At 71.1% G+C, this 25,956-nt stretch carries 29 protein-coding genes; 16 read left to right on the plus strand and 13 right to left on the minus strand.

Going from position 1 to position 25,956, the window contains the following annotated elements:
• The first annotated feature begins 3 nt into the window (after positions 1-3).
• The 3 genes from QSK39_RS09905 to thrS all read left to right on the plus strand — a co-directional run bounded on the left by QSK39_RS09905 (position 4) and on the right by thrS (position 2,546).
• The gene (locus tag QSK39_RS09905; RefSeq protein WP_285477309.1) at positions 4-471 is read left to right on the plus strand and encodes a heme-degrading domain-containing protein; all 468 of its coding nucleotides are present in this window, start codon (positions 4-6) and stop codon (positions 469-471) included.
• A 61-nt stretch (positions 472-532) separates the two neighbouring features.
• On the plus strand, positions 533-1,156 hold the full coding sequence (locus QSK39_RS09910; protein ID WP_285477310.1) for a dihydrofolate reductase family protein: 624 nt from the start codon (positions 533-535) through the stop codon (positions 1,154-1,156).
• A 124-nt stretch (positions 1,157-1,280) separates the two neighbouring features.
• The gene (thrS, locus tag QSK39_RS09915; protein WP_285477311.1) at positions 1,281-2,546 is read left to right on the plus strand and encodes a threonine--tRNA ligase; all 1,266 of its coding nucleotides are present in this window, start codon (positions 1,281-1,283) and stop codon (positions 2,544-2,546) included.
• Here the strand turns inward: thrS and QSK39_RS09920 are convergent.
• The 5 genes from QSK39_RS09920 to QSK39_RS09940 form a co-directional block, all read right to left on the minus strand.
• A complete protein-coding gene (locus QSK39_RS09920) occupies positions 2,476-3,318 on the minus strand; it encodes a MerR family transcriptional regulator (RefSeq protein ID WP_285477312.1) in 843 nt (280 codons plus the stop codon). The genes thrS and QSK39_RS09920 overlap by 71 nt on opposite strands.
• A 113-nt stretch (positions 3,319-3,431) precedes the next feature.
• Positions 3,432-4,259: an ABC transporter permease gene (locus QSK39_RS09925; RefSeq protein ID WP_284747359.1), complete on the minus strand. Its 828-nt coding sequence runs from the start codon at positions 4,257-4,259 to the stop codon at positions 3,432-3,434.
• Entirely contained in the window at positions 4,256-5,149 is an 894-nt protein-coding gene (locus QSK39_RS09930) for an ABC transporter permease (protein ID WP_285477313.1), read from the minus strand. Before QSK39_RS09930 ends, QSK39_RS09925 begins: the two co-directional genes overlap by 4 nt.
• Positions 5,150-5,198: 49 nt before the next feature.
• On the minus strand, positions 5,199-6,242 hold the full coding sequence (locus tag QSK39_RS09935) for an ABC transporter ATP-binding protein (RefSeq protein WP_285477314.1): 1,044 nt from the start codon (positions 6,240-6,242) through the stop codon (positions 5,199-5,201).
• On the minus strand, positions 6,239-7,465 hold the full coding sequence (locus QSK39_RS09940; protein WP_285477315.1) for an extracellular solute-binding protein: 1,227 nt from the start codon (positions 7,463-7,465) through the stop codon (positions 6,239-6,241). The genes QSK39_RS09935 and QSK39_RS09940 overlap by 4 nt, the downstream gene beginning before the upstream one ends.
• Before the next feature lie 62 nt (positions 7,466-7,527).
• On the opposite strand from QSK39_RS09940, the gene QSK39_RS09945 reads away from it, so the two are divergent.
• The 5 genes from QSK39_RS09945 (at position 7,528) to QSK39_RS09965 (ending at position 11,041) form a co-directional block, all read left to right on the plus strand.
• Positions 7,528-8,223 (plus strand): GntR family transcriptional regulator, encoded by a 696-nt coding sequence (locus tag QSK39_RS09945; RefSeq protein WP_285477980.1) that lies wholly within the window; start codon positions 7,528-7,530, stop codon positions 8,221-8,223.
• Positions 8,220-9,125 carry a dihydrodipicolinate synthase family protein gene (locus tag QSK39_RS09950; protein WP_285477316.1) on the plus strand — a complete coding sequence of 302 codons (906 nt, stop codon included), beginning with the start codon at positions 8,220-8,222 and terminating at the stop codon, positions 9,123-9,125. The genes QSK39_RS09945 and QSK39_RS09950 overlap by 4 nt, the downstream gene beginning before the upstream one ends.
• Positions 9,126-9,597: 472 nt before the next feature.
• The gene (locus QSK39_RS09955; protein WP_285477317.1) at positions 9,598-10,641 is read left to right on the plus strand and encodes a fatty acid desaturase family protein; all 1,044 of its coding nucleotides are present in this window, start codon (positions 9,598-9,600) and stop codon (positions 10,639-10,641) included.
• The gene (locus QSK39_RS09960; protein WP_285477318.1) at positions 10,638-10,886 is read left to right on the plus strand and encodes an RGCVC family protein; all 249 of its coding nucleotides are present in this window, start codon (positions 10,638-10,640) and stop codon (positions 10,884-10,886) included. Before QSK39_RS09955 ends, QSK39_RS09960 begins: the two co-directional genes overlap by 4 nt.
• Positions 10,883-11,041, plus strand: a complete 159-nt coding sequence (locus tag QSK39_RS09965) for a DUF6307 family protein (RefSeq protein ID WP_285477319.1) — start codon at positions 10,883-10,885, stop codon at positions 11,039-11,041. The genes QSK39_RS09960 and QSK39_RS09965 overlap by 4 nt, the downstream gene beginning before the upstream one ends.
• Here QSK39_RS09965 and QSK39_RS09970 read toward each other — a convergent pair.
• Positions 11,038-12,015 (minus strand): RNA polymerase subunit sigma-70, encoded by a 978-nt coding sequence (locus QSK39_RS09970; protein WP_285477320.1) that lies wholly within the window; start codon positions 12,013-12,015, stop codon positions 11,038-11,040. The two genes, QSK39_RS09965 and QSK39_RS09970, sit on opposite strands and share 4 nt — an antisense overlap.
• Before the next feature lie 197 nt (positions 12,016-12,212).
• Between QSK39_RS09970 and lysA the strand changes: the two genes are divergently transcribed.
• A complete protein-coding gene (gene lysA, locus QSK39_RS09975; protein WP_285477321.1) occupies positions 12,213-13,556 on the plus strand; it encodes a diaminopimelate decarboxylase in 1,344 nt (447 codons plus the stop codon).
• Here the strand turns inward: lysA and QSK39_RS09980 are convergent.
• Positions 13,553-14,167, minus strand: coding sequence for a TetR/AcrR family transcriptional regulator C-terminal domain-containing protein (locus tag QSK39_RS09980; protein ID WP_285477322.1), 615 nt, complete (start codon positions 14,165-14,167; stop codon positions 13,553-13,555). The two genes, lysA and QSK39_RS09980, sit on opposite strands and share 4 nt — an antisense overlap.
• Positions 14,168-14,230: 63 nt before the next feature.
• Between QSK39_RS09980 and QSK39_RS09985 the strand changes: the two genes are divergently transcribed.
• Complete coding sequence (locus QSK39_RS09985; protein ID WP_285477323.1) at positions 14,231-15,589, plus strand: FAD-dependent monooxygenase; 1,359 nt, start codon at positions 14,231-14,233, stop codon at positions 15,587-15,589.
• A gap of 192 nt (positions 15,590-15,781) precedes the next feature.
• Positions 15,782-16,258: an Lrp/AsnC family transcriptional regulator gene (locus tag QSK39_RS09990; protein ID WP_285477324.1), complete on the plus strand. Its 477-nt coding sequence runs from the start codon at positions 15,782-15,784 to the stop codon at positions 16,256-16,258.
• A 40-nt stretch (positions 16,259-16,298) separates the two neighbouring features.
• Here QSK39_RS09990 and helR read toward each other — a convergent pair whose 3' ends face one another.
• Complete coding sequence (gene helR / locus QSK39_RS09995) at positions 16,299-18,503, minus strand: RNA polymerase recycling motor ATPase HelR (protein ID WP_285477325.1); 2,205 nt, start codon at positions 18,501-18,503, stop codon at positions 16,299-16,301.
• A 138-nt stretch (positions 18,504-18,641) separates the two neighbouring features.
• Here helR and QSK39_RS10000 point away from each other — a divergent pair, with 138 nt between their 5' ends.
• The gene (locus tag QSK39_RS10000) at positions 18,642-19,034 is read left to right on the plus strand and encodes a VOC family protein (protein ID WP_285477326.1); all 393 of its coding nucleotides are present in this window, start codon (positions 18,642-18,644) and stop codon (positions 19,032-19,034) included.
• On the opposite strand, the gene QSK39_RS10005 is transcribed toward QSK39_RS10000, so the two are convergent.
• Both QSK39_RS10005 and QSK39_RS10010 read right to left on the minus strand, forming a co-directional pair.
• Positions 19,010-19,498 carry a DUF6328 family protein gene (locus tag QSK39_RS10005; protein WP_285477327.1) on the minus strand — a complete coding sequence of 163 codons (489 nt, stop codon included), beginning with the start codon at positions 19,496-19,498 and terminating at the stop codon, positions 19,010-19,012. The two genes, QSK39_RS10000 and QSK39_RS10005, sit on opposite strands and share 25 nt — an antisense overlap.
• 29 nt (positions 19,499-19,527) lie before the next feature.
• A complete protein-coding gene (locus QSK39_RS10010) occupies positions 19,528-20,487 on the minus strand; it encodes a helix-turn-helix transcriptional regulator (RefSeq protein ID WP_285477328.1) in 960 nt (319 codons plus the stop codon).
• Between the two features lie 56 nt (positions 20,488-20,543).
• Between QSK39_RS10010 and QSK39_RS10015 the strand changes: the two genes are divergently transcribed.
• The gene (locus QSK39_RS10015; RefSeq protein ID WP_285477329.1) at positions 20,544-20,828 is read left to right on the plus strand and encodes a mycothiol transferase; all 285 of its coding nucleotides are present in this window, start codon (positions 20,544-20,546) and stop codon (positions 20,826-20,828) included.
• Positions 20,825-21,433 carry a GNAT family N-acetyltransferase gene (locus QSK39_RS10020; protein WP_285477330.1) on the plus strand — a complete coding sequence of 203 codons (609 nt, stop codon included), beginning with the start codon at positions 20,825-20,827 and terminating at the stop codon, positions 21,431-21,433. The genes QSK39_RS10015 and QSK39_RS10020 overlap by 4 nt, the downstream gene beginning before the upstream one ends.
• A gap of 3 nt (positions 21,434-21,436) precedes the next feature.
• Here the strand turns inward: QSK39_RS10020 and QSK39_RS10025 are convergent, their stop codons facing one another.
• The 3 genes from QSK39_RS10025 to QSK39_RS10035 all read right to left on the minus strand — a co-directional run bounded on the left by QSK39_RS10025 (position 21,437) and on the right by QSK39_RS10035 (position 24,770).
• Complete coding sequence (locus QSK39_RS10025; RefSeq protein ID WP_285477331.1) at positions 21,437-21,829, minus strand: TIGR03667 family PPOX class F420-dependent oxidoreductase; 393 nt, start codon at positions 21,827-21,829, stop codon at positions 21,437-21,439.
• Positions 21,830-21,896: 67 nt separating this feature from the next.
• Positions 21,897-23,762 (minus strand): DUF2339 domain-containing protein, encoded by a 1,866-nt coding sequence (locus QSK39_RS10030; RefSeq protein WP_285477332.1) that lies wholly within the window; start codon positions 23,760-23,762, stop codon positions 21,897-21,899.
• Positions 23,763-23,807: 45 nt separating this feature from the next.
• Positions 23,808-24,770 (minus strand): Gfo/Idh/MocA family protein, encoded by a 963-nt coding sequence (locus QSK39_RS10035; RefSeq protein WP_285477333.1) that lies wholly within the window; start codon positions 24,768-24,770, stop codon positions 23,808-23,810.
• 100 nt (positions 24,771-24,870) lie between these two features.
• Here QSK39_RS10035 and QSK39_RS10040 point away from each other — a divergent pair, with 100 nt between their 5' ends.
• Positions 24,871-25,263: a hypothetical protein gene (locus tag QSK39_RS10040; protein WP_285477334.1), complete on the plus strand. Its 393-nt coding sequence runs from the start codon at positions 24,871-24,873 to the stop codon at positions 25,261-25,263.
• Between the two features lie 123 nt (positions 25,264-25,386).
• On the plus strand, positions 25,387-25,950 hold the full coding sequence (locus tag QSK39_RS10045; RefSeq protein ID WP_285477335.1) for a hypothetical protein: 564 nt from the start codon (positions 25,387-25,389) through the stop codon (positions 25,948-25,950).
• Positions 25,951-25,956: the final 6 nt, after the last annotated feature.

Here is a 25,956-nt window from a genome sequence, read left to right on the forward strand (position 1 = left end):
CGGATGACCGACGCCGATCGCCTCGCCCAGCTCGCTGACCAGGAAGAACGTCTCCAGTTCACGAAGTTCGACAACGAGACGGCGCTGGCGCTGGGCGCCCAGCTGCTGGCCGTGGCGCGCGAGCGCGGGCTGCCGGTGACGATCTCGGTCCGCCGCAACGGCCAGCGCCTCTTCCACGCGGCGCTGCCGGGGACGTCGGCCGACAACGACGCGTGGATCGACCGCAAGAGCCGCGTCGTGGACCGCTACGGCCACAGCTCCTTCCTGGTCGGCACGCAGTTCCGCGCGAAGGGCAGCTCGTTCGAGGAGGACTCCCGCCTGAACCCGGACGAATACGCGGCCCACGGCGGCGTCTTCCCGGTGCTGGTGCGCGGCGTGGGTCCGGTGGGGACGGTGGGGGTCTCGGGACTTCCGCAGGCCGACGACCACGCGTTCGTCGTCGAGCAGCTGGAGCTGTTCCTGGCTTCCTGACGCTGTCGATCCGGCGCCTCCCCGGGTGACGTACTGGTACACGGCATCCGAGGAGGCACCGATGAGCAAGCTGATCGCCACGACGTTCCTGAGCCTGGACGGCGTCTACCAAGGCCCTGGCGGCACCGAAGAGGACCCGTCCGGCGGCTTCGACCTGGGCGGCTGGGTGACGCCGTTCTACGAGGAGGGCATGGCGGAGCTCGCCGAGGAGTGGATCGCCCGGGCGGGCGCGTTCCTTCTCGGCCGCCGGACGCACGACATCTTCGCCGCGCACTGGCCGAAGGTCACCGACCCCGCCGACCCGCTGGCCTCCCGGCTCAACGGCCTGCCGAAGTACGTGGTTTCGCGGACGCTGACGGACTCTCCCTGGTCGGGCACGTCGATAGTGGACGGCGACGTCGTCGAGGCCGTCCGGGACCTCAAGTCCCGGCCGGGCGACGAGATCCAGGTCCACGGAAGTGGCGAGCTGCTGCAGACGCTGATCGCGCACGACCTCGTCGACGAGTACCGGCTGTGGCTGTTCCCGGTCGTGCTGGGCAAGGGGCGGCAGCTGTTCCCGGCCGGGGTGGTGCCGAAGAAGTTCGAGCACGTCGAAAGCCGGCGCACCGCCGCGGGTGTCACCGTGCTCGTGCTGCGGCCGGCCGGGAAGCCGGACCACGACACGTTCCGGCTCGTGGCGGAATAGCGCTGGACGGTCCTGCTACCGTCGAAAACATGCAGCGCGCAGCGAACACGACGACGCCGGAAAGTGTCCCGGCGCGCTGAACCATGCTCACGAAGCCCGGGGCGATCGCCCCGGGCTTCGTCTTGTGGCCGATCGCCTCGCCGTCCACGAGGAGTCCACAATGCACGATCACCGCAAGCTCGGCCGTGAGCTCGGCCTGTTCGACACCGACCCGCTCATCGGCGCGGGCCTGCCCTACTGGCTGCCCGACGGCGCGATCGTCCGCCACAGCCTCGAGGAGTACGTCCGCGGCCTGGAACGGCGCGCGGGGTACCGGCACGTCCATTCGCCGGTGCTCGGCAAACGCGAGCTGTACGAGATCTCCGGGCACTGGGCGCACTACCGCGACGACATGTACCCGCCGATGGACGTCGGCGGCGAGCAGCTCGTGCTGCGGCCGAGCCTCTGCCCGCACCACGCGCTGATCTACCGTTCGCGCGGCCGCAGCTACCGCGAACTTCCGTTGCGCATCGCGGAAATCGGCGGGATGTACCGCAGTGAACTGTCCGGCGTGCTCGGCGGGCTGAGCCGCGTGCGCGCGATCCAGCTCAACGACGCGCACATCTTCTGCACCCCCGAGCAGGTCGAAGCCGAGGCGGCCGCCGCGCTGGCCCTGATCCGGCAGGCTTACGACGCGCTGGGCATCAGCCCGGCGCGCTACCGGCTTTCGCTTCCCGGCCCCGGCGGGAAGTACGTCGACGGCGACTGGGACGGCGCCGTGGACATCCTGCGCTCGGTCCTCGGCGGGCTTCCGTACGACGCCGTCGAGGGCGAAGCGGCCTTCTACGGGCCGAAGATCGACGTCCAGGTCGTCGACAGCGCTGGCCGTGAATCGACCCTGTCCACCGTCCAGATCGACTTCCACCAGCCCGCCCAGTTCGGCCTCGAGTACGTCGGCGCGGACGCCGCGAAACACCGGCCGGTCATGGTGCACCGCAGCATCATCGGCAGCGTCGAACGCGCGGTGGCGCAGCTCGTCGAGGTCCACGGCGGTGCGTTCCCGGCCTGGCTGGCGCCGGTTCAGCTGCGACTGCTGCCGCTGTCCGCCGCCGAACTGCCGTACGCGCAGGCGATCCTCGACCGGTGCGACGACCTGCGCGCCGAGATCGCACCGGAAGGCAGCCTCGGCGCCCGGATCCGGGACGGGCGGCTGGTGCCGTACCAGGCCGTGCTCGGCCCGCAGGAGGTCGCCGCGGGGCAGCTTTCCCTCCGGCTGCGCGACGGGAGCCGGGTCGACGCGCAGCCGGTGGAGGCCGCGCTGGCATCGATCCTGGAGGCAGTCAGGCCGCCATGGCCTCGGCCAGCCAGTCGAAGGCGGGAGCCAGGCTTTCCGGTGCCGCCCAGCCGTTGATCACCCCCAATAGCTGCAGGTACCGCTCACGGCGCGGATCGCTGACCACGCCGAGCCATTCCCGGAGCTCGCCGGGATCGCGCCCCAGCCCGTCCACGATCGCCTTCGCCGCCGGGGACTTCGGCACGATCCCGGCCGCGACGGCCGGGGTGACGGCGTCCCGCACCTCGGCCGCCAGGTCACGACGCAACCCGGCTTCGTGACCGTCCGCGAGCCGGCGCAGGTTCGCGCGGAACTCCGTGTCCCGCATCAGCGCAGCCAGCTCGAGCCACGCCTCGGCCTGCTCGGGGCTGGGGTCCTCGGGCAGGTCCGGGGTCAGGGTCCGGGCGATCCCCGCCAGCTCGGGACGATCGCCCAAGGCATCGGCGAGGAAGTCACCGATCAAGCACTGCCGCTCCACTTCGGACAGCAGGGCCCGCTGGTGCGACAGACTCGTTTCGCCAGGGGACGAGCCGCGATCCACCACTGCGTTCAGCACCTCCCTTCGCCGGCGCAGAACGCCGATCTGCACCTCCGCCGCCGCGGCGTGCTCCACCGCCACCTCCGCGATGGTGGTCTCGCCGTCGACCACCCGGCGGATCGTGGCGAGGTCGACACCGAGATCGCGGAGGACCCGGATGACGTCGAGCCGGGCGAGCGCGGCGTCGTCGTAACGGCGCTGGCCCGCGGTGTTGCGCCCGGACGGCGGCACGAGGCCGCGATCCGAGTAGAACCGGACGGCCTTGACCGTCAGCCTGGTCCGGTGGGCGAGTTCGCCGATCGAATACCGCATGCCGCCAGCGTGGCAGCTCCCCTCGGGGGAGGCGCAAGACCTGCGGGTTCGCTCGATCGTGTCGATCATATGTTCGACGTTTCGCGGTAAAGTCGATCACATGAGCGAACGGCCTAGGTCTCCTCCCGGATCCGGGTGACCAGCTGGGTCGGGTTCACGAACCGCAACGCGACGAGAAGGAGCACGAGCATGGAGGCGGTGTAGATGGTCGCCATCGCGTCGACCGACTGGTTGGCCCGGATGCCCGCGGCGAACACGGAGTTGTAGAGCGCCACGACGAGGGTCGTCGAGTCCGGGCCGGCGGTGAGGAACGTCAGCTCGAACATGCCGACCGTCCGGACGAGCACGAGGATCGAGGCGGCCAGGATCCCCGGCAGCAGCAGCGGGCCGAGGATCCGGGTGAACACGGAGACCGTGCGGGCGCCGGACATGCGCGCGGCGGCTTCGATCTTCGGGTCGATCTGCTCGATGAACGGCGTCATGGTCAGCACGACGAACGGCACCGACGGCACCAGGTTCGCCAGGATCACGCCGGTGGTGGTGCCGGCCAGGTGGAACTTGTAGAGCACGGTGGCCAGCGGGATGCCGTAGGTGATGGGAGGGATCAGGATCGGCAGCACGAACAGCAGCATCACCAGGCGCTTGCCGGGGAACGAGCGGCGGGCCAGGGCGTAGGCGGCCGGGACGCCGACCGCCACCGACACGGCGATCACCACCAGGGCGACGATCGCCGTGGTGAGGAGGACGTCGGACAGGCCGAACTCGCGCCAGGCGTCGGCGTACCAGTGGGTGGTGAAGCCGTCCGGGAGCCAGGTGCCGAACCACTGCCTGCCGAACGAGTCGACGACCACCGAGAGCACGACGCCGGCGAGGTTGACGAAGAAGAACACGACGATGGCCCAGACGACCCAACGTCCGGGACGCGCGACCCAACCGGTCATCCCTTGCCTCCGGTCGCTCCGCGGTACAGCGTGCCGCGCCACGCCATGACCAGGCCGATCACGATCAGCATGACCACCGCCATGAGCATCGCGACGGCCGAGCCCATCGAGTAGTCGTACTCCTCGAACGCGGCGTGGTAGGCCGCGATCGAGATGACGCGGGTCTCGTTCGCGGGGTCGCCGACGAGCTGCGCCGAGGGGAAGACCGAGAACGCCATCACGAACGAAAGGCAGAAGGTGATCGCCAGGCCGGGAGCCAGGAGGGGCAGCGTGATGCGCCGGAAGCGCTGGGCCCAGTTCGCGCCGAGGGTCGCGGCCGCCTTCTCCAAGGAGGGGTCGATGCCCGAGAGATAGGACAACGTCAGCAGGAAGGAGAACGGGAAGCCGGTGATCACGAGCGACAGCAGCACGCCGGTGTAGTTGTGGATCAGCGGGAGCGGCTCGTCGGTGATGCCGAGGACGGTGAGCACCTTGTTCAGCCAGCCCGCCGGCCCGCCGTACATGATCAGGCCCTGCGCGGTGAGCACCGTGCCGAGCGTGATGGGCACGACGAGGATCGTCGTCAGGAGGCGCTTGCCGCGGACACGGCCGCGCATCACGTACGCGATCGGGATGCTGGCGAGCACGTTGATGAACGTCGCGGGCAGCGCGATGCCGAGCGTCGTCCAGATCGTGTCGCGCAGGTAGGGGTCGCCGAAGAACCGCGCGTAGTTGGCGAAGACCCCGCCCTGGCGTGGGGCGAAGGACAGTTGGAGGCCGTAGAGGAAGGGGTACAGGAACAGGCAGGCAGTGACCAGCAGACCGGGGACGAGGAGAAGCAGGGTGCGGTCGATGCCGCGTTCGGCCAGGCGGTGACGCAACGCCGGGCGGGCGCCCGCGACGGCGGTCATGACGCCACCACCGGAACAGGTTCGGCCGGGGCGCCGATCGTCGCGGCGATCATGGCTCGAACACCAGGACGCGCTCGGCCGGCACGCCGATCCGGGTGATGTCGCCGGGGGCGAGGCGCTTGTCGGTCCGGAAGTAGACCGGCACGCCGCTCGCCAGCCGGGCCGAGACCGACAGCTCGCGGCCGTGGTACTCGACGATCTCGACCGTCACGTCGAGGGCGTTCTCCGTGCCGTCGCCGACCACGAAGTCCTCGGGGCGGATCGCGACCTGCGCCGGGCCCTCCGTGAGCAAGCCGTGGCCCGTCAGCCGGGCTCCGGCACCCTCGACCGTCACCGACGAGCCCGTGGCGCCGGTGACCGTCACGTCCAGGAGGTTGCGATACCCCATGAAGGAGGCGACATAACTGTTCACCGGCTGGGCGTAGACCTCCTCGGGGGTGCCGATCTGCTGGACCGTGCCGTCGCGCAGGACGACCAGGCGGTCGGCCAGCGACAGCGCCTCCTCCTGGTCGTGGGTGACGTACACCGTGGTCAAGCCGAGCGTCTGGTGGAGGCGGCGGATCTCCATCCGCATCTCGAGGCGGAGCTTGGCGTCGAGGTTGGACAGCGGCTCGTCCATCAGGACGACCGGGGGCTCCAGCACCACGGCCCGGGCGATGGCGACGCGTTGCTGCTGCCCGCCGGAAAGCTGCGCGGGGAACTTCGCCGCGTGGTCGGTGAGCTGCACCAGGCGCAGCGCCTCGTCGACGCGGCGGCGGGCGTCGGCGCGGGCGACCTTGCGCATCTTGAGGCCGAAGCCGATGTTGGCGCGGACCGACATGTGCGGGAACAGCGCGTAGTTCTGGAAGACCATCCCGAACCCGCGTTGCTCCGGGGGCTGCCCGTCGATGCGGACGTCGTCGAGCCAGATGCTGCCGCCGGTCAGCGGCAGCAGGCCGGCCAGGCAGTTCAGCGCCGTCGACTTGCCGCAGCCGGACGGGCCGAGCAGGGCCACGAACTCGCCGCGTGCGATGGCGAGGTCGAGGCCGCTCAGGGCGTTCGCGGTGCCGAAGCTCCGGGCGACCCCGTCCAGCCGGAGCTGCTCGAACGTCACTTCTTGCCGACCTTCGAGCCGCCGACCAGCTGGTTCCACTTGTCGAACGCCTTGACCTGCTGCTCGGCCGGCAGCGAGGTCTCCTTGGGGTACTGCGAGATCCACTGCTCGTACTCCGGGCGCCCGAACTGCTTGATCGTGTCCTGGCTCTTCTGCGGCGCCATCTGCAGGGTGACGTCCTTGACCGCCGGGCCGGGGTAGAAGTAGCCGTCGTCGTAGGCGATCGCCTGCTGGTCGGGCTTCAGCATCCACGCGATCAGCTGCAGGATCGCCGACTCCTGGTCAGGCGAGAGGCCCTTGGGGATCAGGGCGTACTGGGCGTCGGTGACCCAGTGCATCGGCTGCATGATCGCGGTCTTGACCGTGTTGGGCACCGTGCCGAGCTTGCGCGGGTTGATGTCCCAGCCGGTCGTCGACATGACCATGTCCACCGCACCGGACGCGAGGTTCTTCATCGTCTCGGTGGTGCCCGACGGGTAGTACTTCACGTACTTGCCCAGCTCCTGCAGGAACGCCCAGGTCTTGTCCCAGCCCTTGTCCGGGTCCTTCGGGTCCTTGTCGCCGAGCAGGTACGGCAGGCCCATCAGGAACGTCCGGCCCGGGCCGGAGTTCGACGGCTGCGCGTACTGGAACTTCTCCGGGTGGGCCTTGGCCCAGTCGAGCAGCTCCTGCGGGGACGCCGGTGCGGCCTGCACCGCGCCCGGGTTGAACTCCAGCAGCGGGCCGGACGGGTAGTAGACGACCTCGACGCCGTAGCCGTTGGCCAGCTCCTGCATCTTGGCCGCGGGTTCGAGGTAGTTCTGCATCAGGTTCGGGAACCGGCTCGAGAAGTCCGGGAGGACCTTCGCCAGCGTGCCGTTCGCGATGCCGGCGGACAGGCCGTCCGTGCCGCTGAGGACCAGGTGGGTCTGGGCGACGCCGCCGTCCTGCTCGGCCTTCAGCTTGCCCGCCATGCTCGGTGCGGGCGCCGTCGAATAGGTGACCTTCGCGAGCACTTCCGGGTGCGCGGCCTTGAAGTTCTCGATCATCTGCTTGGTGAGCTGCAGGTTGCCCGCGATGTCGAGGATGTTGAGGTCGACGGGCTTGCTCGGCTTGTCGGGCACGGCCGACGGGTTCGCCGCCTGGCCGCCGTCGCCGCCGGGCGCACCACAGGCCGCCAACCCGGCGGCGAGGCCGGCCGCCAGGAGCACTCGGCGGAATCGGAAGCCGGTGCGACGCTGCATGGCTGCTCCCTGGGTCCGTGATAATGTTGTATGTCGCATCGTATATCAGATCGGACATGCCAGTGGCGAGCACTTCTTCGGCCCGGAGGCCGCCGCCGCCCGTCTCGCGCACGGATTTCGTGCGGGACGCGATCAAGGATTCGATCTTGAGCGGGGAGTTCGGGCCGGGCGAAACACTCGTCGAAGCCGAGGTGGGCGCCCTGCTCGGCGTTTCGAAGACACCGGTGCGCGAAGCGCTGCGGATCCTGGCCGGTTCCGGTTTGGTCACGATGAGCACCTACAAGGGGGCCGCGGTCCGGGTCATGGACGCCGAGAGCGCGTACGCGGTGTACGACCTGCGTGCGCTCCTCGAGCCCGAAGCCGTCCGGCGCGCCGTCGAGAGCGGTGCCGACTTCGGCGAAGCGCGGCGAGTACTGGCGGACGTCGAGACCGGTGCGAACGCCGCCGACCGCGGCAAAGCCAGCCTGACCAACCGGCTGTTCCACCGCGCGCTCTACTCCGGGTGCGGGAACCCGTTGCTGGTCGAGATCCTGGACGGCCTGCGCGACCAGGCCGCCCTGATCACCGTCACCGGCTGGGGCATCAGCCCGACGTGGCGGGGCGAGGCGGCCGAGCACCGGGCCATCCTGACCGCCGCCGAGAGCGGGAACGCCCGGCAGGCGGAACACTTGCTGCGCAAGCACATCACGGACTTCATCGACCGGGTCGCCGGCGGGCTGCCGGAAGAACACAGCACTGAGACGAAGGGAGCCCGATGACGTTCGAGGAGCAGAGGCGGCGGCTGTCCGGGGTGGTGGCCATCCCGGTCACGCCGTTCGACGCGAAGGGCGCCGTCGACGGCCAGACGTACGCGAAGCTCGTCGACCGGCTGATCACCGGCGGCATCGAGGTCGTGACGCCGAACGGGAACACCGGCGAGTTCTACGCGCTGGACGCCGCCGAAGCGCGGCAGTGCCTGGAGGTCACCGTCGAGGCCGTCGCCGGCCGGGGCAGTGTGCTCGCCGGGATCGGTCACGACGTCGCGTCCGCGACGCGGGCCGCCGCGCACGCGCGGGACGCGGGCGCCGACATGATCATGATCCACCAGCCCGTGCACCCGTACATCTCCGGCGACGGCTGGGTCGACTACCACGCCGCGATCGCGGCGTCGGTGCCCGAACTCGGCGTCGTGCTCTACGTCCGCAACCCGGCCATCGCCGGCGAGCAGCTGCACGCCCTCGGCGAGGCGGCGCCGAACGTCATCGGCGTGAAGTACGCCGTGCCGGATCCGGTGCGGTTCGGCTCGGTCGCGCGGGACGCGGGCTTCGCGCGGTTCGTGTGGATCGCCGGCCTGGCCGAGCTTTCGGCGCCCGGGTACTTCGCCGTCGGCGCGACCGGGTTCACATCGGGACTGGTGAACGTCGACCCGGCGATCTCGCTGGAGATGTTCCACGCACTGTCCACAGGAGACTATCCGGCCGCGATGGCGGTCTGGGAGCGGATCCGGCCGTTCGAGGAGCTGCGCGCCGCGAACGGGAACGCCAACAACGTCAGCGTCGTCAAGGACGCGCTCGGGCAGCTGGGCTTGTGCCGCCCCGACGTCCGGCCGCCGAGCCGGCTGCTCACGAGCGCCGAGCGCGAACGGCTTTTCGGGCTGCTGTCGTCCTGGGGGCTTTCGTGAAAGTGGCGGCTCATCGGCGCGCTGGAGCGCGGTGACGCCGAAGTCCGGCTCGCCGACGAGCCACCTGATGACCGGAACCACGCCGGAAAGAACGAGCTGTAGCAACCCAACTGGGCGCCTCGGGCGTCGCTCTGCGCGACCACGGGCGGCTGCTCGTCGGCCGATCGGCCGACACGGCTGCGTACGAGCGGGTTCGAGCCCGGATTCGGCTCCTGTCCCCGGTCGGAGCGATCCGGCCGGAAGGTCACGGGTGTGGGGTAGATCACCTTCATCCCGATGTGGCTGACTGTACACCTCTTCGGCAACCCGCGGGGAATTGCCATCAGGGCGGTGGGGTGAGAGGCTTGAGCCAGGACGCGGTACCACCGCGACCAGGCCCCAGTGCCCTTTTCCCGGACCGGACCCGGACCCCGTCGGGGACGGAAACCGTTGCTGGACAAGCCTTTACGACTTACCCAGAGCGGTGACATCGATGACGTCCACCCAAGTTCCGGATACCCCTTCCACGGCAGGCAGTGACTTCGCCGAACTCTCGCGGCTGATCAAGGCCGCCGGCCTCCTCCAGCGACGGCGCCGCCACTACGCCGTGCGGATCGGGCTCAACCTCGCCGCCTTCGGCGGGGGCTGGGTCGCGTTCGTCTTCCTCGGCGACTCGTGGTGGCAACTGTTCCTCGCGGCGTTCTTCGCGATGATGTTCGCGCAGCTTTCGTTCATCGGGCACGACGCCGGGCACAAGCAGATCTTCAGCAGCCGCAAGGCGAACGACGCGACCGGGTTCGTCCACGGTGGACTGACCGGGTTGAGCTACGGCTGGTGGGTGGGCACGCACTCGCGCCACCACGCCAACCCGAACCACGAGGACGAGGACCCGGACGTCGACATCGCCGCCCTCGCGTTCAGCAAGGCGCAGAGCGCGCAGAAGCGCGGATTCCTGCGCTGGATGGCGAAGTACCAGGCGTTCCTGTTCTTCCCGCTGCTGCTGCTCGAAGGCCTCAACCTGCACGTGTCGAGCGTGAAAGCAGTGCTGCAGAAGGACATCCGCCGGCGCAAGCTCGAGTCCGCGCTCCTCATCGCGCACCTCGTCGCCTACCTCGCCGCCGTGTTCATCGTGCTCTCGCCGCTCACCGGGATCATCTTCATCCTGGTGCACCAGTTCCTGTGGGGGCTGTACATGGGCTGCTCGTTCGCGCCCAACCACAAGGGCATGGAGATGCTGACGGCCGGGCACAAGCTCGACTTCCTGCGCAAGCAGGTGCTGACCTCGCGCAACGTGCGTGGCGGTCCGGTCGTCGACTTCGCCCTCGGCGGGCTGAACTACCAGATCGAGCACCACCTGTTCCCGAGCATGGCCCGGCCGAACCTCAAGCACGCGCAGGTGATCGTCCGGGACTTCTGTGCCCGGCACGACATTTCCTACGCGCAGTGCGGCTGGGCGCGTTCCTACGGGTACGTGCTGCAGCACCTGCACGAGGCCGGCGAACCCCTGCGGCGGCGCCCGGCCGAGGTGCCCGCGTGACGGCCCCGGTGCCGGACGCGCCCGAGGTGCCCCGCTCCGGCACGGAGTGCCCGAGCTGCCCGCACCCGCTCGGCACGCACGACGCGATAGCGCGCCGCTACTGCGCCGCGACCACGGCCGGCCACGGAGCCGACCGCGGCTGCGTCTGCGGTTCGGTGCAGGACCATCAGAGCCCGGAAGGTCCCCGAGGGCACAAGAGCCACACGTCCACCGCCTTCGAAGAGCAGAAGAGGACCGAACGATGATCGCCTCCGCCGATTCCCCCACCCGCTACCAGCTGCGCGTCGACCGCGTGAAGAAGATCGTCATGGAGGACACCAAGCTCGGCGACGCGAAGGCGCTCGCACTGGCCGTCCGCATGGTGCACGAGCTCGACACCGTCCCGGAGCCGGTCCGCTAGGTCTCCAGCACCTCCGGCAGGCCGAACGCCCCGAACACCGCGGGGACGAAGGTGGTCACCTCGGCCACCTGCCCGCCTGCGATCGACAGGGTGTTGAGGCCGAACGCGCGGAACCGGCCGTCGTGGCAGAGGTAGGTCGCCACGGCCGGGCCGCCGTTCGCCCGGACCGGCAGCATCCGCAGCTCCATCGACGCCGGCCCGTGCAGCACCGGCGCCCAGCCTGCGAGGACCGTGGCCCGGCCGCTGTACCAGGTGGGCGCCGGTCCGTCGTGGCCGCCGGCGCCCGGCTGGTGGCTGCACCGGACGTCGTCGCGCAGCACGGCCGCGATGGCCGCGTCGTCCGCCTCGGTGATCGCCGAGATGTAGCGCGAGACCACCGCGCGCTCTTCGCCGCTCGACTCGACGCGCCACTCCGTACGCCGCGAAGGCAGCTGTTCCCGCAACTCCGCCCGCGCCCGCTGAAGCGAGCTGTTCACCGAAGCCGGGGTTGTCTCCAACGCCGTCGCAGTCTCCTTCGCCGACCAGCCGACGACGTCGCGGAGGATCAGTACGGCACGTTGCCGCGGCGAGAGGTACTGGACGGCCGCGAGGAACGCCAGCTCGACCGTCTCCCGCGAAACAGCCGCCTCGAGGACGTCGTCCGGGGCCGGCTGCAGCCACGGCACTGAGGCCGCGGGGCGGGGTGCCAGGTGCGACCCCGAAGCGACCGGCAGGTCCACCGCGGGGATCTCCCGCACGAACCGGTCGAGGAAGTCCAGGCACGCGTTCGTGGCGATCTTGTACAGCCAGGCGCGCACGCTCGCCCGCCCGGCGTACTGGTCACGCCCGCGCCACGCGCGCAGGAACGTCTCCTGCACCAGGTCCTCGGCCTCGTCGAGGGACCCCAGGAAGCGATAGCAGTGCACCCGCAGCTCCCGGCGGTGCCGCTCGGTCAGTTCGGCGAACTCGGTCTCGTCCATCGTGTCGGTACCCATGCCCCTTGTGACGGCGTCCGCCGCGCGGATTCAGCTCTGCGCAGGTCACGCGGGGTGTGGCCGAGGTTACTCGCGCGTCAATAACGAGTAAGCGGCCGGCGGAAACCCGTCAGGACGGCATTCACGGGGGAAGCACGGCGAACGGGACAGCGGTGTCCTGACCGGGTCCGATCCGCCGTGATGCCCGGAGGCACACCGTGACGCTCAGCGAGCTTCTTCCCAGCCTCGGTTGCGAAGCCGCCGATCACCTCGAGCCAGGAGTCTGGCCGCGAAGCACCCGACTCGGCGAAGACGGCGAACTCCTCTTCGCCGGTGCGAAGGTCAGCCACCTCGCCGCCCGCTTCGGGACGCCGTCCTACCTCATCGACGAGCAGCAGGTCCGCGACGCCGCGCGCGAGTACCGCCGCGCGTTGCCGGACGTCGAAGTCGCGTACGCGAGCAAGGCGCTGTGCACGCGATCCGTCCTGCGTTGGGTCGCCGAAGAGGGGTTGTCGCTCGACACCTGCTCCGCGGGCGAGATCGCCGTCGCACGCTCAGTCGGCTTCCCCGCCGAGCGCATGCTGTTGCACGGCAACGCGAAGACGCCCGAAGACCTGAAGGCCGCTCTCGCGTACGGCGTCCGGCGGATCGTGGTCGACTCGCTCGACGAGATCGAGCAGCTCGGCGCGCTCGCCCCCGGCGCGCAGCAGGTGATGATCCGCGTGACGCCGGGTGTCACGGCCGGGGCGCACGCGGCCATCAGCACCGGCGCCGAAGGCCAGAAGTTCGGTTTCTCGCTGCTCGACGGCGTTCCCGACAACGTCGACGCGGCGGTGAAGGCCGTGGGAGCACAACCCGGGCTACGGCTCGTCGGCCTGCACTGCCACATCGGCTCGCAGGTCTCCCGCGTCGACCGCTACGAAGCCGCCGCGCGCCGGATGGCCGAGGTGCTCGTCCGGATCCGCGACACCCACGGTGTCACGCTGCGGGAGCTCGACCTCGGCGGCGGCCACGCGGTGCCGTACGTCGGCGGCGAGCCCGCGTTCGACCTCGGCGGGTACTCGCGGCGCCTGCGCGTGGCGCTCGCCTACGAGTGCGCGGCGCACGGCTTCCCGTTGCCGCGCTTGACGATCGAGCCGGGCCGGGCGCTCGTCGGGCCGGCCGGGATCACGGTCTACCGGGTGTGCGCGGTCAAGCGCGGCAGCCGCACGTTCGTCGCGGTCGACGGCGGCATGAGCGACAACGCGCGGCCGTCGCTCTACGGCGCGCGCTACACGACGCGCCTGGTCGGCCGGCGCTCCACGGAAAAGCGCGTTCCGATGACCGTCGTCGGCCGGCACTGCGAATCCGGCGACGTCCTCGCCGACGGCATCAGCCTGCCCGGTGACCTGCACGCCGGCGACCTCCTGGCCGTGCCGTGCACCGGCGCGTACCACCACTCGCTGGCGTCGAACTACAACCAGGTCGGGCGGCCGCCGCTGGTCGGCGTCCGCGACGGCGTCGCGACACTGCTGGTGCGCCGCGAAACCGAGGAGGACCTCAGCCGTCGCGATTTGGGCTAGGCCTGGGCACTGACCGCCGCCAGCCCCGCGAGCAGCACGCCGAGCGCGTACCGGAAGTCGTCCTCGACCGTCGAGCCGGCGCGTTCGCGCAGGCCACGGGCCATCAGCGGGAACGGGAACGACGACGAAGCGATCACCTCGGCCTCCTCGGCGGGCGACGGCCGCGTCTGGTCCTCGACGGCCCGCCCGAGCACGAAGTGCACCAGCACGCCGGCGGCGCGGGTGGCCTCACCGAGCGGGAAGCCCGCGTCGTGCAGCACCCCGACCGCGCGCTCGGCGAGGTCACCGAGCGCGCGGGCCGTGGTGAGGTCGGCGCCCAGCGCGACGCGGGCGCCGTCGCGGTGCGCGAGCAACGCCTCGTGCAGCGCGAAGCCCGCGTCTTCGAGCCACTTCAGCCACGGGCCGCCGTCGGGCAGCCCGGCGACTACCGGCGCGACGATCGCGTCCGTCATGTGGTCGAGCAGCGCGCGCTTGCTCCGGAAGTGCCAGTACAACGCGGGGGCCTTGACGCCCAGTTCGGTCGCCAGCCGCCGCACGGTCAGCTTGTCGAGCCCCTCGTCTTCCAGCAGTTCCAGCGCGACGCGCACCGCGTCGCCGACTTCCAGCGGCATGCTCCTCCTTGACGCTTTAACTTGTTAAGGCCATCCTAGCCCTTAACAAGTTAAGGAGAAAGCATGGACGCCGATGTGATCGTCGTGGGCGCCGGACCGGTGGGCCTGTTCCTCGCGGCCGAGCTCAAGCTGGCGGGCGCGGAACCCCTGGTCCTGGAACGCCTCGAAGCACCTTCCGAAGAACCGAAGTCACGCGGCCTGGGCGCGCTGGCGACCGAAGCGCTCCGGCGACGCGGGCTCGGCCCCCAGCTCGCCGAGGCCGACGTCGCCGGCACGAAGGACCTCGCCCGCGACCACGGCAGCACCCGCGGCCACTTCGCGAACATCTTCAAGATCGTCCCCAGCGAGGACCGCCCCCGGACGAACATCTGGCAGCCGGAGCTTGAACGCGTCCTCGCGAAGCACGCCGAAGGCATCCGGATCCTGCGCGGCCACGAGGTCACCGCGCTGGAGTCCGATGTAGACGGTGTCACGGTGACCGCCGGGAAGACCTGGCGCGCGCGGTACGTCGTCGGCTGCGACGGCGGCCGCAGCACGGTCCGCAAGCTGGCCGGGTTCGAGTTCCCCGGCACGCCGGCGCTGCTGCGCACGATCGCCGGCCAGGCGCGGTTCGCCGGTGACCTCCCGCCGAGCGGGCGGCACGCCGGTGGCACCTTCCTGCACGGCGGCAGCATGGTCGGGCTCACCGAGCCCGCGGCGAACCCGGAACCGGTCACCGCGGCCGATTTCGCCGCGAGCATCCGGCGGATCACCGGTGCCGACGTCGTCGTCGAGGAGTTCCGGGAGGAACGGCGGTTCGGCGACCAGGCCCGGCAGGCCGCCGACTACCGCCGCGGCCGCGTCTTCCTCGCCGGCGACGCCGCGCACGTGCACTCGCCGAGCGGTGGCCAGGGCCTCAACCTCGGCATTCCCGACGCGGCCAACCTCGGCTGGAAGCTCGGCGCCGTCCTCCGCGGCGACAAGCCCGAAGCGTTCCTCGACACGTACACGCGCGAAAGGCACCCGGCCGGCGAAGCGGTGCTACGCAACACGCGCGCGCAGTCGGCGTTGCTGGCGCCCGGCCCGCACGTCGACGCGTTGCGCGAGATCGTCGGCGAAGTGCTGGACCTGCCGGAGGCGAACCGGTACTTCGCGGACCTCCTGTCCGGCGTCCGCGACCGCTACGACTTCCCTTACCCCGCCCCGGCTCCGGTCGGCGAGCACTGCCCGGACCTCGAGCTCGTCGACGGTGCCGGCCGCACGACCCGGCTGCACGAACACACCCGCACCGGCCGCGGCCTCCTGCTGACCGAGCACCCGGCCGATCCGCGCGTCGACGTCGTGCCGGTGACGAACACCGGACCGCTGCTGCTGCGGCCCGACGGCGTCATCGCCTGGGCCGGCGAAGGCCCCCTCGACGTCGCACTGGGCACCTGGTTCTGAAACGGCCGTGGGCGGCCCCGCGAAACCGCCTCGGAATGACTCGTGAGTTTCCTCCACAGCCACCGATTCCTCGGCAAATCACGATCCTGGCGCCGGATCACGTGAAGCTGGCGCAGGGGTCTCGCTTTCTGGTCAGGTCTCGATACGCTGCGCACTTGACAAATCACATGCCGAAACACAGGGAGGGACGGCATGGGTGAAGATTCACGTGCGCGCGGGCTGGACAACACGGACAGATCGCTGATCGCCCTGCTGCAGCAGGACGGCCGGGCTTCGTTCACCGCGCTCGCGAAGGCGGTCGGGCTTTCGGAGGGGGCCGTCCGCCAACGGGTGCAACGGCTCCTGCGCGACGACCTCATGCAGATCGTCGCGGTGACCGACCCGGCCAACGTCGATCTGACGCGGCAGGCGATGGTCGGGATCAGCGTCGACGGCGCTGATCCGCGCGCAGTCGCCGACAAGCTCTCCGAACTGCCGAACGTGCACTACGTCGTGTTGTGCGCCGGGCGCTACGACCTGCTGGCCGAACTCGTCTGCCGGGACGACGACCACATGCTCGAAGTGCTGGGCGAGGAGATCCGCAAGATCGACGGCGTGTCCGGGACCGAGCTGTTCGTCTACCTGAAGCTGGCCAAGCAGAACTACGCCTGGGGCCGGCTGACGGCCTGACCGGGGTGAGGGGGAAACCGGGTTTCCCCCTCACGAGCCGCTACTGGAACCGGCGGTGGCCGGCCCGCGCGGGCACGCCCGCTTCGGCGAGTCCGGCCAGCGCCGCCGGGAGCGGATCCCGGTGCAGCACCCCGAGGCGCTGCGTGGCGCGGGTGAGCGCGACGTACAGCTCGGCCGCGCCGCGCGCGCCGCCGGCCAGGATCCGCGCGGGCTCGACGACGAGAACCGCGTCGAACTCCAGGCCCTTGGTCGCCGACGGCGGGACCGTGCCCGGCACGCCGGGCGGGCCGATGACGACGCTGGTTCCTTCGCGCACGGCTTCATCGCTTTCGAAATCGTCGATCGCGGCTCGCAGCTCGTCGTCCGCGACGCGTCTGGCCCACGGCCGGACCCCGCTCGCCCGCACGGATTCCGGCGGCCGCGCGGCCGGCGCGAACTCCGCAAGCAGCGCGCCCGCGACGGTCATGATCTCCGCCGGCGTCCGGTAGTTCACGGTCAGCTCCCGGTAGGCCCACCGGTCGGCGACGTAGGGCGCCAGCACCGGCCCCCACGCCGTCGCCCCGGCCGCGCTGCGGCGTTGCGCGAGGTCGCCGACGATCGTGAACGAGCGGCTCGGGCACCGCCGCATCAGCGTCCGCCAGTCCATTTCGGACAGTTCCTGTGCTTCGTCGACGACGACGTGCCCGTACGTCCAGTCGCGGTCCGCGGCCGCGCGCTCGGCGAGGTCGCGGGTGTCGCGCTCGGCGAACCGGCCGGCCAGGTCCTCGGCGTAGAGCAGGTCGGTGGCGACCAGGCCGAGGTCTTCGTCCAGTTCCTCCCGGTCCAGCTTGATGAGGTCCATGACGCCCTCGGCGTAGTCCGCGTCGTCCTCGGCCCGGCGGCGCGCGGCGGCGCGGTCGGCGGAGTCGTCCCGGCCGAGCAGGTCGGCCAGCTCGTCGAGCAGCGGCACGTCCGAGACCGTCCAGGCCGCGCCGTCCACGCGGAACAGCGCCGGATCGGCCCCGGCGGCTTCGAGCCGGCGCGGCGACATGTACAGCGGCGCCAGCAGCGTCTCCGGCGTCAATTCCGGCCAGAGCGCGGCGAGCGTGGCGTCGAGGCCTTCGTGCTCGGCCAGCTCGTCGAGGACGTCGGCGCGCAGGTCGGCCCACGCCCCGCGGTCCTCGCGGGTCAGCCAGCCCTCGCCGATCCGCGCGACGGCCCGCTCGGCCAGGGTCGTCACGACGTGCTCGCGGAAGACCGCGCGGGCCTCGTTGTGCGGCAGCCCGGACCGGCGCGCTTCGAGCCGGGCCTCGCCGGCGATGCCGTCGTCGAGGTCGACGCTGACGTCGGCCAGTTCGACCGGCACCGGTTCGTCGGGCACCTTCTGCCGGTCGGCGACCGCCGCGGCCAGCACGGCGAGGATCTTCAGCGATCCCTTGAGTTCCGCCACCGCCGGCTCGTCTTCGGCCGTGACGCGCAGGCCCGGCACGAGGTCGCCGGTGGTCAGGAAGACGACGTCGGACTCGCCGAGCGAGGGCAGCACCCGGCCGATGTGGTCGAGGAACAGCGGGCTCGGCCCGACCACCAGCACGCCGCTGCGCGACATCCGTTCGCGCTGGGTGTAGAGCAGGTACGCGACGCGGTGCAGCGCGACGGCGGTCTTGCCGGTGCCAGGCCCGCCCTCGACGACCAGCACCCCGGAGTGCCCGAGGCGGATGATCTCGTCCTGCTCGGCCTGGATGGTCGCGACGATGTCCCGCATGCCCTCGCCGCGCGGCGCGTTGACGGCCGCGAGCAACGCCGCGTCCCCGCGTTCGCCGTCGCCGGGACGGCCCAGGACCTCGTCGGTGAAATCGACGACGGTGCGCCCCAGCGTGTGGAACTGACGGCGGCGGCGCATGTTTTCCGGCGTCGCCGCGGTGGCGACGTAGAACGGCCGCGCCGCCGGCGCCCGCCAATCCAGCAGAAGGGGTTCGTAGCCGTTTTCGCCGTCGAAGAGCCCGATCCGGCCGATGTACTCCGTTTCGCCCGAAAGGGCGTCCAGCCTGCCGAAGCAGAGACCGTTGTCGGCGACGTTCAGCCGGACGGTCTCACGGGCCCGGACGCGCACGTCGGCATCGCGCTCCACCAGCGTGGTTCCCGGTTCCCCGAGCGCGTTGTGGTAGCGCGCCCGGGCCTGTTCGCGTTCGCGGTCGAGGCGCGCGTACAGCCCGGTGACGTACGCGCGTTCGGCCCGCAATTCCTCGTCGTACCCCTGGTTTGACAAATTCCCCTCACAGCGGTTAGACTGACGCTACATTCGGCGGGTCTTCCTGTTTATTTCGGAAGGCACGTCGATTTTTTATTGTCCACCCGGTGTCAAGACCCCTATCCGAGCCGGAATGACCAGCGGTACTGTTCGCGCATGAGCGGCCCGCGGGTGTTCCGGCTGATCCAGCCGGTCGACGACATCGAGATCGCGGTCGCCTTCTACGCCGCCGTCTTCGGGGATCCGGGCGAACGGATCGCGGTCAACCGGCACTACTTCACCTGCGGTGGCGTCGTGATCGCCTGCGTCGAAGCGCCGCTCGAACACCGCGAACCGCGGCCGCAGCGGGACCCGCGGATCGTCTACGTCGCGGTCGACGACGTCGAGGAGACCTTCCGGCGGGTGCGTGCCGCCGGGCCGCGCTGGATCGACGACGCGATCGAGACCCAGTTCTGGGGCGAACGGTCCTTCTACGCGGACGACCCGTTCGGCAACCCGCTCTGCTTCGTCCAGGAGGACACGCTCTACCTGGGCGGTCCCGTCGGCTGAGCGCCGTGGGCGCGGTGGATCCGGAACGGCATCACGAACCAGAGCAGCCCGAAGAGCAGCACGCACAACACCGCCATGATGACCATGGCGATCCCGCCGTAGACCACCTTCGCGATCAGCGCGACCGTCGACGTGATCGCCAGCGCCAGGCAGACCAGGCCGACCAGCACGAGCCGGTTGCCGACGGTCAGGATCCGCTCCCGGCTGCCGGTGCGGAACAGCAGCCGGTGCCACGCCGCGGGCGCGGTCAGCAACGCCGTCGCCGCCACCGCGAGGGCCACCGCGGACAGGTGCAGCGCCTTCTCGAACCCGCTGGCGTCGTGGAACCGGTCGGTGAACACGACCGAAAGCAGGAAGCCGAAGAGGATCTGCACGCCGGCCTGCGCGACCCGCAGCTCCTGGAGCAGCTCGCCGATGTTGCGCGTCAGCTGCTCGTTGCGGGTTTCGCCGGTGTGTTCCGCCACGGGAAGACGATACGCGGACCCGGCGGTGTTCACCGGTCTTCGGCGGCCGCCAGCAGGCGCTGCCCGAGGACGCGCGCGGCCTGCCGGAGTTCGGGGCACCGCACGATCCGGAACGGCGCCGGGCTCCGGGCGAGCTGCTCGGCGTACCAGGCGGGATTGCTGGTGCTGCCGGTCAAGCGGGTCGTCTCGTCGTCGAGGCGCTCGAGCCGCCCGAGGACGCGGGGCAGGCACCGGCTCACCAGGTCGAGCGGCGCCTCAATGACGACTTCGGCGTCGTACTCCCAGCCGGCGGCGAGGTGGTCCTCGACCACGGCGACCGGGTCGAGGTCCCGGGGTGGCTCGAAAGCGTCGTCCAAGACGGCGACGCTGCGGACCCGGTCGATCCGGTACGCCCGCCGCGCGCCCTCCGGGTGCTTGCGGCACAGCAGGTACCAGCGGCCGTGGCGGACGACGACGGCCCACGGCTCGACGTCGCCGGTCCATTCCCGGCCGGCCTCGGAGCGGTAGCCGAGGCGGACCCGCCGGTGGTCGGCGCACGCGTGCACGAGGGCGGCGGTGGTGTCGGGGTCAGGCCGCGCGGCAGCGGTGTCCGGCGCGGGCGCGGCGGTCCGCCGGACGGCCTCGGCCTGCGCGGCGACCGGCTCGGGGAGCGCCTGCACGATCTTGCCGAGCGCGCCGCCGACCAGGGTGGCGGGATCGCCGGCGTCGTGGTGGCCGTCGAGCACCGCCATGACCAGGCCGAGGGCCTCGGCGGGGCTGAACGTCAGCGGCGGCAGCCGCAGGCCGCGCCCGACCCGGTAGCCGCCGTAGGGCCCGCGGACGGAGACTACCGGGATCCCGGCTTCCCGAAGGATGCCGACGTAGCGCCGGGCGGCGCGTTCGGAGACGCCGAGCTTGCTCGCGAGCCGGTCCGCGGTGATACCCGGCCCGGCCTGGAGGAGTTCGAGGGTGCGCAGGGCCCGCGCTGTAGGGCTCGTGTCGTCTGCCATGGGAATTCCCGGTTCCGGAAGTGGATCGTCCGGAATGGATCCTAAGCTCCCCGGCCATGACCGACACGGACACGACGCTCGTAGTGGATGGAGACGGGCTCTCGACGCTCCTGAGCACGCTCGACCGCACCCGGCGGCCCCTGGGCGAGGTGCTTGAGCAGGCCGCCCAGCGTCATCGTGCTCGCCGCGACCCGTGGGACACCGCCGAGCCGGGCGCGGAGACGCCGGCCAGGCGGCGCATCATCGCGGACATGATCGAGGAGTACGCGCGCCACACCGGTCACGCCGGCCTGCTCCGCGAAGCCGTGGACGGCCTGGTGGGCGAGGACGCGCCGGCGTGACGGCGGCCGTCACCATCGTCCCCGCCAACGAGGCGTCGTGGGACGACGTCGCCGCCGTCTTCGGGACCGCCGACTACCCCGGCCGCTGCCAGTGCCAGCGGTTCAAGGTCGCGGGCTGGATCTGGCGCGACTCCACGCAGGAGCAGCGCACCGCGATGCTGCGAGCCCAGACCGCGTGCGGCGAACCGGACGCGGCCACGAGCGGGCTCATCGCCTACCTCGACGGCGAACCGGCCGGCTGGGTCGCCGTCGAGCCGCGCACCGCTTACCCCAAGCTGCGCGGCACGCGCGTCCCGTGGACCGGCCGCAATGAGGACAAGGACGACGACGGCGTCTGGGCGGTGACGTGCTTGGCCGTCCGCAAGGGCTTCCGCGGCCGCGGCCTCACCTACCCGCTCGCCCAGGCGACCATCGGCTTCGCCCGCGAGCGCGGAGCCCGCGCGCTCGAGGCGTACCCGATGATCACCCAGCCGGGCAAGGAGATCACCTGGGGCGAGCTGCACGTCGGCGCCCGCCAGGTGTTCGCCGACGCCGGCTTCGAGGAGGTCGGTCACCCGACTCCGCGACGCGTGGTCATGCGCATTGAGTTGTCTACTGTGGACTGACCCTCACCACCCCCAGGAGCGGTCGGGCACCACGCGGATGCGGACGGAGTACTCGGCGTCGAAGGCCTCCGGCGTCGCGAACCCGATGGCGTCGTAGGACGCGCCGTACTTGTCGACGTAGCCGGGCGCTTCCGACGCCTTGCCCTCGTCGACCTGTGCTTTGCCGTTGACGACGAGGATCGCGCCGCCGCCTTCGTTGCCGTTGAGGTGGAAGCTCACCTCGGGGTTCGCCTCGAGGTGCCGCAGTTTCGCGGTGTCCGGTTTGCTGAACACCAGGATGTCGTCGCCGTCGAGCACGAACCACACCGGCCGCGGCGCGGGCCGCCCCTTCGGCGTGACGGTGGTCAGCCAGCCGATCTTCTCCGCGGCGCGGTCGGCGAGTTTCGGTTCTGCCATCGGTCCTACCCCCTGGTCGTCGGGCTGTGATCCAGCTAACCACGAGGCACCGACAATTCTTCCCGCGTCAGCGCGAGGCGACGAGCCGGGCGTACCGCGTCCCGGCCGCGAGCAGGACCAGCCCCGCGCCGAGGAACGCGCCGACCCGCGCCAGGCCGTCCAGCGCGGACAGGTCGAACAGCACCAGCTTGAGCACCGCCGCGCCGACCAGGACCAGCCCGCTCACGCGCAGCCCGACGACGGCGATCCCGCGCAGCAGCAGGACGAGCGCCGCGATCGTCCAGGACACCGTGATCAGCGCGTGGCCGAGGAGGAAGCCGGTGCGGCCGGGAACGGCCAGCAGCGACGCGCACAGCACGACCCCGGCGGCGCCGTACAGCGCGGAAACCCCGGCGACGAGCCAGATCGGCAGGTCGTCGGCCGGCCCGCGGAAGACCGCCAGCCGCACCGCCGCCCACGGCAGCGCGACCGAAACCGCGAGGATCAGCAAGGCGACCGCGAGCGCGCCGGCGACGTCACCGGCCGGCCGGATCCGGTGCACCATCAGCAAAGCGGGCGTGACGTCGAAGAACACGCCGACCAGGCCACCGATCGTCGCGAAGCCGAGCGCGGCCCCCAGCGCGAACTTGGTGCGCCCGCCCACCGCGGCGACGACGAGCAGCAGCGCCTCGCTCAGCAGCACCGCGGCACGGGCCGGGCCGTCGAACTGCATGACGGTGGCCTGCAGGATCGCCAGCAGCCCGGCGAGCCCGGCCAGCTGCCCGGCGAGCCCCGGCCACCAGCGGCGCGCCGCCCAGACGGCCAAGAGGACGACGCCGGCCCCGGCCGCGACGGGCACGGCCTGGATCTTGGGCAGGAGCAGGGCCGCGATCAGCGTCGGGACGACCGCCGTCGCCAGCACGGACAACGCGGCGGGGTCGTTTTCGCGGCGGCGCAGCACGATCAGGGCGAGCGCGACACCGATGACGCCCGTGCCGAGCGCCGCGGAGGTGTTCGGCCAGCCGCCATGGCCCACGGCGGTGCTGATGACGGAGGCGAGCAGCGGCGGCACCCCGGCGGCGAGCGTCAGCGACGACCAGTCGCGGCGCAGCTGCACCGGCGCCGTCGCGAGCTGGACCATCAGCAGGAAGGCGACGAGCTCGGGGGTGAACCCGCGGGTGATCATCGGCGCGCACACCGCGCAGCCGGCCACGACGACGGAGGCCAGCAGCGGTGACTCCCAGCGCAGGGCCACGAGCAGCCCGCCGACGGCGACCGTGAGACCCACGGCGAGCCCGGCGAGCACCGGCAGGAAGTCGTACAGCGACGTCGCGGCGACGGCGTCCAGGTAGAGCGTCGCGATGCCGGTCCAGGCGAGCGCGAACGCCCCGGTGCGGCCGGCGGGCTTGCGGTGCAGCCAGACACCAGTGCCGGTCAGGGCGAGCCCGAAGGCGGCACCGACGAGCACCCGCGGCAGCGGCCCGAGCCAGCCCCGCTGGACGGCCAGCACCAGCAGCAGGACGACACCGAGCAGCGTCACGGCCCCGCCGACCCAGGCCAGGACCCGGCTGCCCGCGCCTTCCTTACCGAGCTTTTCGCCCAGCGTCTGGCGCGGCGGAGCGGGCAGGTAGGGCGAGGGCGGCGGGACGTAGCGCTGCTGCGGCGGCTGCCAGGGGTTCTGGGGCCACGGCATCTGCTGGGGCCAAGGTTGCGGCTGGGGTTGCGGCTGCGGCTGAGGCGGCGCTTGGTGCGGCCGCGGTTGTTCGGCCTGCTTCGGCTGCTCGGCTGGCTTGGGCTGCTGGGCCTGCTTCGGCGGCTCGGGTTGCTCAGCCTGTCGAGGCTGCCCAGCCTGCCCGGCCTGGACGGTGCGCAGTTCGGAGCCCACCACGGCGAGACGACGCCCCAGGTCGTCGATCTCGCCGGCGAGCCGGCGGAGCACATCTTCGGTGGTCATACCGGACAGAGTCACCCACAAGTGGCCTCCGGCGGATCCGTAGCACTACTCAACCGCGGTGAGTACCCGGTCCATGGTCGTCATGATCGAGACGGTCTCGTCGAGCGGCATGAGCGCGCTCTCGGTCTCGCCGGCGGCCAGCAGCCGCGCGACTTCGTCGGCCTGGTGCCGCAGGCCACGGCCCTCGTCGAGGTACTCGAAGCGGCTTCCCTCGCCTTCGCGCGGGATGAGCGTGAAGGACGCGGGCGCATAGAACGGCCCGTCGATCTCGATGCGCGCGTCCGTGCCGACGATCGCCGCCGTGGTCGGCGAAACCGCGCTCAACGTGCAGCTCAGCACGGCCTGCGCCCCGCTCGCGTAGCCGAACAGCATCGACGTCTGCCCGTCGACGCCGGTGAACGCGGGGGTCACCATCGCGGCGACGCGGTCGGGCGTGCCGAGCACCATCGACGCGAACGAGACCGGGTAGATCCCCAGGTCGAGCAGGGCGCCACCGCCGAGTTCGGGGGCGAACAGCCGGAAGGCGGGGTCTTCGGCGAACCACTGCCCGTGGTCGGCGGTGACGGTGACGACGTCGCCGAGGCTCGGCAGCAGCTCGCGGATGTGCCGGATGTGCGGCAGGAAGCGCGTCCACATGGCTTCCATCAGGAAGAGGTTGCGCTCCCGGGCGAGCGCGACCAGGTCACGGGCCTCTTCGGCGTTCATCGTGAAGGGCTTCTCGACCAGCACGGGCTTGCCGGCCTCGAGCGCGAGCCGCGCGTTGCCGTGGTGCAGGGGGTGCGGCGTGGCGACGTAGACGATGTCGACGTCCGGATCGTTCGCGAGGGCTTCGTAGCTGCTGTGCCGGGTGGGGATGCCCCGCTGGTCGGCGAAGGCTTCGGCACTCTCGGCCGTGCGCGACCCGACCGCGGCGACGACGCCGGAGTCGGTCAGCTTCAGGTCTTCCGCGAAGGACGTGGCGATGCCACCGGTCCCCATGATTCCCCAGCGCAGGGGCTTGTCGGTCATGGTCCGAACCCTACGTCTCCGGCTGTCGGCAAAAGCACGGTGGAAGTCCGCGCACCCGGTCGGGCAGGGTGGAGGTTCCCCAGCCGAGCGGAGGCTCGCCGTGCCCCGTCGCCGTGTTCCCGAGCGCGCCACGCCCGTCGGCGCCGGCCGGATCTTCCTGCCGGTGATGCTGGTCGTCTTCGGCCTGGGCACGGCGGTGCTCCTGGTCGCGGCGATCAGGGTGCTGGCAAGCGACCTCGACCACGGCGGGGACCCGTCGCCGTGGTTCGTGCTGTCGGTGTTCGCGACGGCGATCCAGCTGATCGGGGTGGTCGCACTGGGCTTCCGCCGCCGCTGGGGCGCAAAGCTGCTGGCGGCGGCGTTCGTGGCGAGCGTGCTGCTGGACTTCGGCTCGTCGACCGGGCTGAGCACCGGAGCGATCCTGCTCAAGATCATCGCGGCCGGCCTCCTGGCCACGGCGATCCTGGTCCGCTGGGACGACCTCGTCGGTTGACCGCCCCTGGTCGCCGCAGCTCAGCCGAAGCCCACGCGAAAGTGATCGCCGAGACGCGCTTCTTCCCGGGGAGTCCCACCCCGTACAGTGTTGGACCGATCACTTCAGGTCGAGGGGGACACGATGAGTGACGACATCCAGTCGCCGAAGAAGTCCGGCTGGGGCGAACTCGGGCACAAGTGGATAACGGCGATCGCGGCGCTGGTCACCGCGCTCGCCGGCGCCGGGTTCTTCATCGGGCGGAACAGCGCACAAGAGGCGAAGCCATCCGCTCCGGCGACAGTGACCGTAACGGCATCACCGGGGGTTCGTCCGGCCGACAATGCGACATCGAGTTCGACACCGGCGAGTCCGGACCCGGCGATCTACTGGTCGGGCGAACTCGAGTGGGGCAAGTTCAACTTCGACATCAATCCCCCGAACTACACCGACGGCGAGTACATCCAGTACCTCGGCAGCGAACTCCTGTACGTCAACGGCAAAGCCAGGGTCACCGCGTGGAAGAAGGGCGGACAGCCCGGCAAGGCCGACTGCGTGTCGGCCATCGACGCCGACGGCTCGAACCAGACGTACGTCGCGAAGGACAACCTGATCTGCGGGCAGACCGCGGAAGGGCGGATCTTCCTCCTCAGCGCGACTTCGGCCGGCACCACACTCCGCACTCAAGTCACCGTCTGGAACAAATGAGCCTCC

Origin of the sequence: Amycolatopsis sp. NBRC 101858 (assembly GCF_030269325.1) — a bacterium.
Taxonomy (GTDB): Bacteria; Actinomycetota; Actinomycetes; order Mycobacteriales; family Pseudonocardiaceae; genus Amycolatopsis; species Amycolatopsis ponsaeliensis.

Excerpts from the sequence above, each read along its gene's own strand:
- QSK39_RS10045 (WP_285477335.1), top strand. The coding sequence starts at position 25,387 with ATGAGTGACGACATCCAGTCGCCGAAGAAGTCCGGCTGGGGCGAACTC.
- QSK39_RS09920 (WP_285477312.1), bottom strand. The coding sequence starts at position 3,318 with ATGCGGTATTCGATCGGCGAACTCGCCCACCGGACCAGGCTGACGGTC.
- QSK39_RS10025 (WP_285477331.1), bottom strand. The coding sequence starts at position 21,829 with ATGGCAGAACCGAAACTCGCCGACCGCGCCGCGGAGAAGATCGGCTGG.
- QSK39_RS09980 (WP_285477322.1), bottom strand. The coding sequence starts at position 14,167 with ATGCCGCTGGAAGTCGGCGACGCGGTGCGCGTCGCGCTGGAACTGCTG.
- QSK39_RS09965 (WP_285477319.1), top strand. The coding sequence starts at position 10,883 with ATGATCGCCTCCGCCGATTCCCCCACCCGCTACCAGCTGCGCGTCGAC.
- QSK39_RS10015 (WP_285477329.1), top strand. The coding sequence starts at position 20,544 with ATGACCGACACGGACACGACGCTCGTAGTGGATGGAGACGGGCTCTCG.
- QSK39_RS09910 (WP_285477310.1), top strand. The coding sequence starts at position 533 with ATGAGCAAGCTGATCGCCACGACGTTCCTGAGCCTGGACGGCGTCTAC.
- QSK39_RS09905 (WP_285477309.1), top strand. The coding sequence starts at position 4 with ATGACCGACGCCGATCGCCTCGCCCAGCTCGCTGACCAGGAAGAACGT.
- QSK39_RS09990 (WP_285477324.1), top strand. The coding sequence starts at position 15,782 with ATGGGTGAAGATTCACGTGCGCGCGGGCTGGACAACACGGACAGATCG.
- QSK39_RS09985 (WP_285477323.1), top strand. The coding sequence starts at position 14,231 with ATGGACGCCGATGTGATCGTCGTGGGCGCCGGACCGGTGGGCCTGTTC.
- QSK39_RS09930 (WP_285477313.1), bottom strand. The coding sequence starts at position 5,149 with ATGACCGCCGTCGCGGGCGCCCGCCCGGCGTTGCGTCACCGCCTGGCC.
- QSK39_RS10035 (WP_285477333.1), bottom strand. The coding sequence starts at position 24,770 with ATGACCGACAAGCCCCTGCGCTGGGGAATCATGGGGACCGGTGGCATC.
- QSK39_RS09940 (WP_285477315.1), bottom strand. The coding sequence starts at position 7,465 with ATGCAGCGTCGCACCGGCTTCCGATTCCGCCGAGTGCTCCTGGCGGCC.
- QSK39_RS10000 (WP_285477326.1), top strand. The coding sequence starts at position 18,642 with ATGAGCGGCCCGCGGGTGTTCCGGCTGATCCAGCCGGTCGACGACATC.
- QSK39_RS10030 (WP_285477332.1), bottom strand. The coding sequence starts at position 23,762 with ATGACCACCGAAGATGTGCTCCGCCGGCTCGCCGGCGAGATCGACGAC.
- QSK39_RS09925 (WP_284747359.1), bottom strand. The coding sequence starts at position 4,259 with ATGACCGGTTGGGTCGCGCGTCCCGGACGTTGGGTCGTCTGGGCCATC.
- QSK39_RS09955 (WP_285477317.1), top strand. The coding sequence starts at position 9,598 with ATGACGTCCACCCAAGTTCCGGATACCCCTTCCACGGCAGGCAGTGAC.
- QSK39_RS10010 (WP_285477328.1), bottom strand. The coding sequence starts at position 20,487 with ATGGCAGACGACACGAGCCCTACAGCGCGGGCCCTGCGCACCCTCGAA.
- QSK39_RS09950 (WP_285477316.1), top strand. The coding sequence starts at position 8,220 with ATGACGTTCGAGGAGCAGAGGCGGCGGCTGTCCGGGGTGGTGGCCATC.
- QSK39_RS09970 (WP_285477320.1), bottom strand. The coding sequence starts at position 12,015 with ATGGGTACCGACACGATGGACGAGACCGAGTTCGCCGAACTGACCGAG.